Source organism: Candidatus Afararchaeum irisae, from assembly GCA_034190545.1.
In the GTDB taxonomy this organism is placed as follows: Archaea; Halobacteriota; Halobacteria; order Halobacteriales; family Afararchaeaceae; genus Afararchaeum; species Afararchaeum irisae.
In genome coordinates this window covers 1-9,058 of record JAXIOF010000003.1, presented here as the reverse complement: position 1 = coordinate 9,058, position 9,058 = coordinate 1, and the positions used below count along the sequence as shown (strand labels likewise).

Sequence of the window (9,058 nt, the reverse complement as noted above, 5' to 3'; positions counted from 1 at the left end):
CTACTACTGATGTCACCATCAGTACCGCAAAAGCCAGAGCACCTAACTTACGCTTGGTACTCATAGGCGTTCACCTCCGTTCGTTGTTTTATCATACATAGTTTGGAATCAACCTCCATGGTTGACAGTCATAGGTTCCCGTCTTCTGTTTAAAGTCTTTGTGTTAGACCAGACGGATACCCTTGACTGCCCTATGGAGCTTCATGCCAATCATGCTACGTTACTTATAAATACTTTCTGGTTAGCGTCATACACCTGTAAAAAAGCTAACAGTCGTCAGACAGGAGTCATATGTCAATGACGTTACCGTTTCTGACGTCCGAGTCAGTTACTTCGACAGTCTGGTTGCCAATACTGTACTCGCCCGAGTAGGGCACAGTTAGAGAGAAGTTACCCTCCGAGTTAGCGGTGGCTTGACGGTTATAGACGAAGGTCTGATCCTCTATGTCTACGGTAGATTTGATAGTAAGATTCGAGTTGGGAGACACAGATCCTCTGAGCTTGGCTCCAGGAACTACCTCGAATATACGTATGGAGTTCTTAGCATAAACAGCCCTGTAATGTGAGACACCCGGTACGCCCAATCTCCGACTCCCGTAGCTATTGTAGAGGCGGGAGTAGACCGACTCGACAGGAACATCTTGGGAGTCTATTTTCTTCAGAAACACGAATCCGTCGTGTTGGCTGTTAAGACGGCTGTACCACTCCTCCGGAGAGTCCGACGTGAGGAAATCACGGAAGTTAGATTTGGCGTATCCGTACGATTTCGACTCACCATTTACGAAGTAGTTATACGCGCGGTTTTCGCCCCATTCACTGAAGACGTAGTTGTCTGGATAAGACAGATCGTTTTTCTTGGAGTACGACTCCAGCCATTTCACAGCGTCGTACTCGGAGTCTGACACGACAGTACCCTTCTGGACGTGTAAAGCTGTCTGAGGGATGTTTATGCCGCCGACTAAGAGGAAGAGGGCTATGACATAGGCAGCAGTCCTTCTGTCAGGTATCTGAATCTCTTTCACAGACCTTCGATTATCCGCGCCATCTGAGTCCAAGAAAGCGGGCTGTGAAGTCAGGTCAACTAGAGAGGCTAGATGGAGTATGCCGACTCCCGTAAAGACTGCTATGAAGAAAGAAAGCTGTCCCGCAAACCTGACCTGAACCACTCCGAGTATGAAGAAGTATACCCCGTATACACCTAAGACTGTCCACTTCGGCTCGTTTCGGGAGTAAGACCACCAGACTGAGAATACTATATACCCGAGTCCAAGGAAGAGAAAGAGTCCAAAGTTGGTTATAGGTCCTAAAACACCTCCACCCTGTAACAAGGACTGGGTTTCAGCTATCCCCCCTAATCCTACGAAGTTATTCAGCTCACTAATGAGACGTGAGTAGAAGTCGGGAAGGATAAACCTAAACGCGGTAGCACCTATGACAGCTAAGACGGCTTCGACCGCCGCAAGCTGTCTCAACGAAACCTCAAGGCGGTACGCTGTCTCGGCAGCCACCACTACCGCAGCTACACCTAAGAGGAGAAGAAATGGGGAGTAAGCCACTATATCAGTGTGCCATCCGAGTCGGGTATGGAAAAGATAGCTGACCACGGATGCCATCGAGAGTCCGAGTATGACAGGTATGTTTCTTCGCAGAGGGGAGACCTGAGATCTCATATACGAGAACACGACGAAGAAGATGTATAGACCAAGCGGGGCGATGAGTATCGGGCTGTTGTCCCACGAGAGTACCTGTCCTGAGATGCTTATACCTAAGAGAGCAGAGAGCCCGATCGACCTGTACCTGTATATAGTGGTCTTGTCTGTGTCAGCCAGCATAACCAGAGACAGTACTGTAAGACCTAGCCACGGATAGTCGAACGGATGGTGGTCAGCGAAGCCGAGAGAAGTTCGGAAGGCATGAGCGGGAATAACCCCGAGAGCAACTACGGAAGCGATACCGGCTCTTTTGTCTTTGGTTAGACGTACAGAAACCAAGTAGACTAAAAGACCTGTTATTACTGCGGATACGACAGGGAACCACGGCAGAACAATGTCAGTCCCCAGTATGCCTGATAGCCATCCTAATACAGCCACCATGAGAGGTTCTCCCTGCTGGATACCCGAAGGTACCTTAAGAATGGCGTCGAGAAGACCACCGCTGGTTTTCTCTAACAAGCGGTCAACCCAGTAACGGTAGTAGTAGGGGTCATTAACAGCGAGAACTACATCCGACCCTCGGAAAACGTCTGAGTAGGTAATAGACCGGAAAGCTACGACTATAAGCAGACTGCCTATGAGATAAGCCGAAGAGACTGGATTAAACGACGGAAGATCCGGTAGGCTCAACTCGTATTCGTATGACTCGTTATCTGAGTCATCTGACTGACCCTCGACAGCTGTCCTGACCGACTTAGTGTCCGAAATTTCGTAACCCCCCTCCTCATCTTTATCAAGAATACCCCTCGACACCAACTCGCCGAACTCCCCCGAGTCAAAAGGAGTGTCATCGAAGTCCCACGACTCGTTAGACGAGTCTATCTCTATAAGTTGACGTAGAGAATCCTCGATATCCGGCTTCTCGTCAAGGAGATCCTCGACCTCCTCACGCATCTCGTCCATGGTTGAGATTATATCTAGTCCGTAGTATAAAACTACTTACAGACGTCGTCTATTCGACAGTATCAAAAAACCCCAGACCAATCTCGGTATAATGACGGATATATCCCCTCTCATATCCCTGGTAATCGGCGTATTACAGGGTGTCTTCGAGTGGCTGCCCATATCGAGCGAGGGCAACATAACCCTGTTTCTGACTGCTTTCACTTCTCTTGAGCCCGACGCTGCGGTACAGCTGTCACTCTTTCTCCACGCGGGTACAGCCCTGTCTGCGACAGTCTATTACCGCGAAGAAGTTCTGGAGGTTCTGGACGACGTTAAGGACACGTCGAACTGGAGACCTTCGTCGGCTTTCGAACCACGTAATGCCGAAGCCTGGTTTCTGGGGGTCGCTACGTTTGCATCAGTCGTGACGGGATTAGCCGCGTATTCGGCTATAATCGAGGTAGCGACCGAGGTCACGGGAGGTGTCTTCGTAGCGGTGATAGGACTTCTTCTGGTTATTACAGGGGTTCTACAGAGAGTAGCAGAAAGTAGAGATAGTTACGGTTCGCGTGATCCAAACCTCACGGACTCGTTGCTTGTGGGCGGTCTACAAGGACTCGCAATACTCCCGGGAGTCTCACGTTCGGGTACTACAGCGAGTGCGCTACTTCTACGTGGTCACGACGGTTCTACCTCTCTGCGTCTATCATTTCTTCTGAGTATACCCGCGGCGTTCGGCGCTGGTGTTCTGACCGTCTTAGAGACCGGCGGTCTGCCTAGTGTGAGTCCGGTGTCTGCGGTAACAGCAGTTTCGGCGAGTGCCGTAGTAGGATACCTCACGATAGACGCTCTAATGAGGGTCGTCGAGAGGATAGCCTTCTGGCTCGTCTGTGTGGTCTTAGGACTCCTCGCGGTCGTCGGCGGATACCTGACGCTCGTACTGTGAGTCACGCGGCGGCTCAGGAGGTTCGAGGACTGCGATAAGAAGCTTAGCGGGCTTCGACTCGGCTATCTCGTCCCATGACACGTGGGTTCTCACACCCAATACGGAGAGTGAGCCAACCCCGAAACGGAGAACAAAGCCGGTATTCGTCAGGTCTCCGAGTACGAGTGAGAAAGAAGTGTTGACGAGTACTGCGGCTAGGGCGACGAGGCTAATCGACCTGACTGTCTCGTCTCGGACGTAAGCGTACGTCTCGGAGACGGTGGCGTGTACTCTCGATCTGACCCACGCGGGGACGAGAAAACTAACGGCTCTGTCGACCAGCTCTATCAAGGGGCCTACAGTTAGAGTCTCACGTAGATCTATGACCACGACCTCGGGCTCGGGCTCTGCGGTAAGCCATCTGTATAGCCAAGAAGACTGGGAGACATCAACCGTCGATCTGCCTATACGTGAGAGCTTAGAGTCGTGGACTGCTTTCTCTACGGAGTTGAGTAGATTCTGGAGACGTGACTCGTCGAATCCGTCTCTGATCGCGTCCGATATACGTCTAAGTCTCCCGATGACGGCTGAGCCGCGTAGTATATCGTCTGAAAGACGAGGGTCGGTCTGTCTCGGTCTCTGGGACATCGTTCTATCTAATCTGTGTCACTCTGCCGTTGACGTCTACGTTCTCGAACTCGAAGACCACGTCGTTGCCTATCCTGAGTGGCTTGCCGTGGAACCGTAGCCCTGTCTCAGTGTCTCGTACTGTCACTCTCAGATTGAGGTAGACGTCCTTGTTTATAGGATGTTGACGCTTGAAGATCTCTCCCGAGTCACTGGTGAGTGTAATCTTAGCGGGCTCCACCTCCTTGTCGACTACCTCGGCGAGAGTCCTACCGCCTACCTTCTCCGACATACCCACTGAAATTGAGTCGGCAGTCTCTGGCGGGATGTTATGTAGCTTTACACGTATACTCTTCTGAGTTGTGTCCTCGGAGATTGTAGTGGTGCCCGTACTGCGTATATTACCCGTGAAGCTGTAAGATCCATTCGAGAACGTAACTGTGTTATCGACTTCGATCCGGGTATTGCCGAAATAAGTATCTCCCGAACGTTCGATGCTTCTGAGACTCAGACCCGTCACGAGACGTCTCTGGTCGGGGTTGCCCGTCGGATAGAGTTCGACCGACTTGACGGTCGCCATCTCCTGTCCACGCACTCCGTACGTGTCACCGACTTCGACGAGTTCGGCGGTCTGAGTCGGCACTGTCGACTCGGTCACGACACGAGCCATAGCTGTGGATATCTCCGAGGTGCCGGTCTGGGTTATACTCGGAGAGATGCTGTAGGAGTCAGTCTCGAAAGGCAGGGACGCTCCGACGGATGTCTGTCTCCCCGCGAAGAGCCTGTCGCCTCCCACAGAGACCGTCTCAAGAGTCATACCGAGATAGACAGTATTCTGGTTCTGTCCGCCGGGATGTACTTGTAGAGACTCCAAGACTGCGACCTCTTGTCCGCTGACGGTATAAGAGTCTCCGGCTTCTATGTTTTCTACCAGAGACGACGGGACTGTCGCCGTAGCTACCACAGGGTAGGTCTGGGTATCGAGTGTCGAGCCGTTCTGTCCTACAGATGTTACAGTACCCTCGACCCCGTACTCGTCGGTCTGTATCGGGATCGTGTCGCCCACACGTATCCTCGATCCCCCGAACTCGAAGACCATCTGTCCCTGTGAGTCCTCTACGAGAAGTCCGTCGAGCTTAGCACGTGCTAAGACAGAGACATTGTCAGTCTTGGGACTAGGAGTTGTATAGACATCCGTGACAGTCAGGTTGCCGTATGAGTTCTCCAAAGACATCGTGTCACCCTCGGAGATGAGCGATGCGGTGTAGCTTCTCTGAGAGTCGAGATCGACTGTAACATACCTTGTCGTCTTGTCTTGTGTCGAGAACGGGTCGACGAATGCGACTCCAGCGACCACTACGGCTAAGACGAGTAGAACAGCCAGGGCATCGACGATATTTACGACGCCGAAGAGTCTGCCCTCGTCGTCAATTATGTCCATGTTAGTCCCGAAACCAGCTTGCCTAATTAAAGTTGTCTATCCGAGACCGGCTCGTACGAACTTCATCCTCTTTTCGAGACCAATCCACGTTAGACCGAGTGCCGCTCCTATACCGTTGGCTACCAAGTCGCCGAAGCCGAAGTAACGGTAAGGCAGAAACGACTGTATGACCTCTATGCCTAAGCCGTATCCGAAGACAACCGAGAAGACTAGGAGAGCCTTGTGTAGAGGACGTCGGTCGCTTTCGCCGACTGTGGCGTACGCCAGACTCCATCCGAGACCAGCGTACGCGAGAAAGTGTAGCCATTTGTCGAGTGGGGCGAACTCGGGCTTCGGCATCTCGGGTGGCACGACTATGACGGATGTATAGAAGATGACCGCGGCTACTGCGATTACGCCTAGCCAGCGTAGCCACGGAGGTAACAGAGGTACAGGTATCTGTCTCTCCATCCGATGTGTTTGAGTGGTTGCTACAACAACAAAATATATGTCGTTTAACTCCTACTCTAATCCCGGATAAAGAGTGAAAGCGAGTCTGAGATACAGGTTTCTGAGAGGTGTGGGTGCAGTCGTGGCTACCGTGGTCTCCGTAGTTCTCGCTAACCATCCTCTTCTCCAGCGTACTCTGACGACTTACGTGCCTGTCGTCAACCGTCTTAATCCTGTGGTTCTCTCTAACGGCGACCTGACCGTCACACTGATGACTACACTCGTGGTCGTACTCGGCAGTCTAATACCCCTCTTCAAGCCGAAGCCCCGGAGAATACTCGACACCGTCTTTCTGACACACAAACGGATTCTCGTGGCGGGGTTTGCGCTCGCGGCTATCGGGTACTTCGACTACACGTACAAACTCCCGCGTCCGACTCTGATACTCGTTGTGGCTGTCCTGTCGGTCACGTTACCCGCGTGGTTCGTCTACGTGCGTCGGTCTCCCGAAACGGCAGAGACAGCGGTACTCGTGGGCAACGACATAGAGACTATGAGAGATATAGTCGAGAAGGATCTTCAGGAGAACCTCGTGGGATTTGTCTCGCCACTGTCTGTCTACTCCCAGATGACGGGTTCGGATGTCTCGGTTGCGGACGGCGGCGCGTTTCTGGGTAAGCCCGAGTCGAGTGGTGTGGAGATCGAGTGGCTAGGGAGCTTTACACGTCTCGACGACATACTCGTAAAGACGAACGCCGACACCGCTGTACTCGCCTTCGTGGACGAGGATCGATCTGACTTCTTCGGGGTCTTAGACACGTGTTACGAACACGGTGTCAAGGCGAAGGCACACAGAGACCACGTCGACAGCGTTCTGATGAGTAGAGAGTCGGAAGATGAGCTCGTCGATATAGAGCTCGAGCCCATCGATCCACAGGACTACGTCTTCAAACGCGTCTTCGACATCGCCTTCGCGGGGTTCGGTCTGTTAGCTCTGTCCCCTCTGATCGGTGTTATCGCGGCGGCTATAAAGCTCGACAGTCCGGGTCCTGTGCTGTACGAACAGGAGAGGACAGCCGAATTCGGAGATACGTTCAGTATTTATAAGTTCAGAAGTATGTTGCCCGAAAGCGAGTCTCCCGAGCCCGTCGACGACACCGAGAACCACCGTATAACTCGTGTGGGGCGCGTGATACGTAAGACGCATATGGACGAGATACCTCAGCTCTGGTCGATACTCGTGGGAGACATGAGTGTCGTAGGTCCACGTGCAGTGTGGAGAGACGAGGAAGTACTACTTGAGAAAGAGACAGAGATGTGGCGCAAGAGATGGTTCATAAAGCCCGGTCTTACAGGACTCGCACAGATAAACGATGCATCGAGTACGGAGCCCGAGAAGAAGCTGAGGTATGACCTCGAATACATACGTGACCAGTCTTTCTGGCTCGATATCAAGATCGTAGTGAGACAGATCTGGATGGTCGTGGTCGACGCACTGGGATTCGTCGTGGGTGAAGAAGACGACGAGTCTCAGGGATAGTCCGAGACAGCGATCCGTCTTTATATTATTTCTCTCAAGGTATCGAGGTCATAAAGTCGGACGTCATCCCTCTCTTTCGCCGTGTCTCTGAGATCCCGGCTGAAACCCGACCTAGAGAAGAGAGCGAATGTCTCGTCTCTGTCCTCGCCTCTCCATCTGACTTCGGACGACTTCTTCTCAAGTCTTCTGAGGAGATCGGCGTCTACCTGTCTCTCCGTCCACTTACACTCACCCAAGAGAAGACTCGCCTCGCTCTCGTCGAGACCTACTACGTCAATCTCGTTCTCCCCATACCACCAAGATCCGACTGATGAACCGTCGAATATAGACGAGTTAGCTACGGCTTCTCTACAGATGTCTTCGAATACCCTGCTCGTGTACACGTCTATACCCTCTCTTACTGTGTCGAGAACCCCCTCGACCGATCCCCTTTCGAGGTCATCGAGGTTGGGGTACACGAATCTGAACCAGAAGCTGAAGAAGTTGTCTTTGATCTCGTAGATCCCTCTCTTCTTTTTCTTCTGAGACGCTGTGACAGGCACGGACTTCTCGACTAGATCGAGGCTCTGGAGCTTCTTGAGGTACCTCGACATGTCCTTAGCCTCTCTGTGTGTCGAGTTAGCTATCTCGGTTACTGTCGTAGCCCCGAACGACATCGCTTCGAGTATGTCCATATAGCTCGAAGGCTCCCTCAACTCCTGACGCAGGAGAAACTCGGGCTCTTCGTAGAGAAAAGTGCCCTTCGACAGAATCTCGTCACGTATGTTCTCGAAGAGACCTCTCTGAGGATCGAACTTCTCGAGGTATGCCGGTATGCCTCCGAGAACGCCATATGCGCGTATCTTGTCATCGAACGGATACTCGGAGTCGGAGAAGAAATCAGTGCTGTCTCCGAACTCTAGGGGACGAAGCCTCCACTGTCCGGTTCTTCTGCCATAGAGGGGACTCTCGTAGCTAAGGACACCCTCCTCCATCATGGATATCGATGAGCCAAGGAGAACTAGCGATATCTGTGTGTCTTTCAGAATCTCGTCCCAGATAAGCTGAAACACTGACGGTACCGAGTCATCCTTTTCGACGAGGTACGAGAACTCGTCTATCACGACGATAAGCTCGGTGTCATGACTTCTCTCACGTATGTACTTGAAGCAGTCGTCGAAGCTATCGACATCAGGCGGTATGTCGTCGAAATGTTCTGAGGCGTCTTTGGCGAGTCTCCGGGCATTAGACGAAGTGCCTCTCTGGTCAGCTAAGAAGTATATACTCTGACTGTCGGAGACTTTTTTCTGAGTAACGTGGTTAATCAGCTCCGTCTTGCCGACTCTTCGGCGCCCATAGATAACGAGTAACTCGCGGTCGTTGGATCCGAGCTTCTCCTCAAGCCACCCGATCTCCTCGTCACGGTTTACAAACTTTCGGATCACGATTATATAATCGTAGTCCGAAAAGATAGATGTTTCGGGACAGCAGTTCAACTCTCGGTAGCGCGGAGTCCCCGT

The 9,058-nt window shown here is 52.2% G+C and carries 7 protein-coding genes; 2 read left to right on the top strand and 5 right to left on the bottom strand.

The window, feature by feature from the left end:
* Nucleotides 1-287 precede the first annotated feature (287 nt).
* Entirely contained in the window at nucleotides 288-2,615 is a 2,328-nt protein-coding gene (locus SV253_00970; protein MDY6774658.1) for an STT3 domain-containing protein, read from the bottom strand.
* Nucleotides 2,616-2,706: 91 nt separating this feature from the next.
* Between SV253_00970 and SV253_00965 the strand changes: the two genes are divergently transcribed.
* Entirely contained in the window at nucleotides 2,707-3,543 is an 837-nt protein-coding gene (locus SV253_00965) for an undecaprenyl-diphosphate phosphatase (GenBank protein ID MDY6774657.1), read from the top strand.
* On the opposite strand, the gene SV253_00960 is transcribed toward SV253_00965, so the two are convergent.
* The 3 genes from SV253_00960 to SV253_00950 are packed head-to-tail and all read right to left on the bottom strand — an operon-like array spanning nucleotide 3,496 to nucleotide 6,040.
* Nucleotides 3,496-4,170, bottom strand: a complete 675-nt coding sequence (locus tag SV253_00960; protein MDY6774656.1) for a hypothetical protein — start codon at nucleotides 4,168-4,170, stop codon at nucleotides 3,496-3,498. The genes SV253_00965 and SV253_00960 overlap by 48 nt on opposite strands.
* Before the next feature lie 4 nt (nucleotides 4,171-4,174).
* Nucleotides 4,175-5,590, bottom strand: a complete 1,416-nt coding sequence (locus tag SV253_00955; protein ID MDY6774655.1) for a DUF4330 domain-containing protein — start codon at nucleotides 5,588-5,590, stop codon at nucleotides 4,175-4,177.
* Nucleotides 5,591-5,626: 36 nt separating this feature from the next.
* Nucleotides 5,627-6,040 (bottom strand): VanZ family protein, encoded by a 414-nt coding sequence (locus SV253_00950; protein ID MDY6774654.1) that lies wholly within the window; start codon nucleotides 6,038-6,040, stop codon nucleotides 5,627-5,629.
* Nucleotides 6,041-6,113: 73 nt separating this feature from the next.
* Between SV253_00950 and SV253_00945 the strand changes: the two genes are divergently transcribed.
* A complete protein-coding gene (locus tag SV253_00945) occupies nucleotides 6,114-7,559 on the top strand; it encodes a sugar transferase (GenBank protein ID MDY6774653.1) in 1,446 nt (481 codons plus the stop codon).
* A 20-nt stretch (nucleotides 7,560-7,579) separates the two neighbouring features.
* Here the strand turns inward: SV253_00945 and SV253_00940 are convergent, their stop codons facing one another.
* Entirely contained in the window at nucleotides 7,580-8,983 is a 1,404-nt protein-coding gene (locus SV253_00940; GenBank protein ID MDY6774652.1) for an ATP-binding protein, read from the bottom strand.
* Between the last annotated feature and the right edge of the window lie 75 nt (nucleotides 8,984-9,058).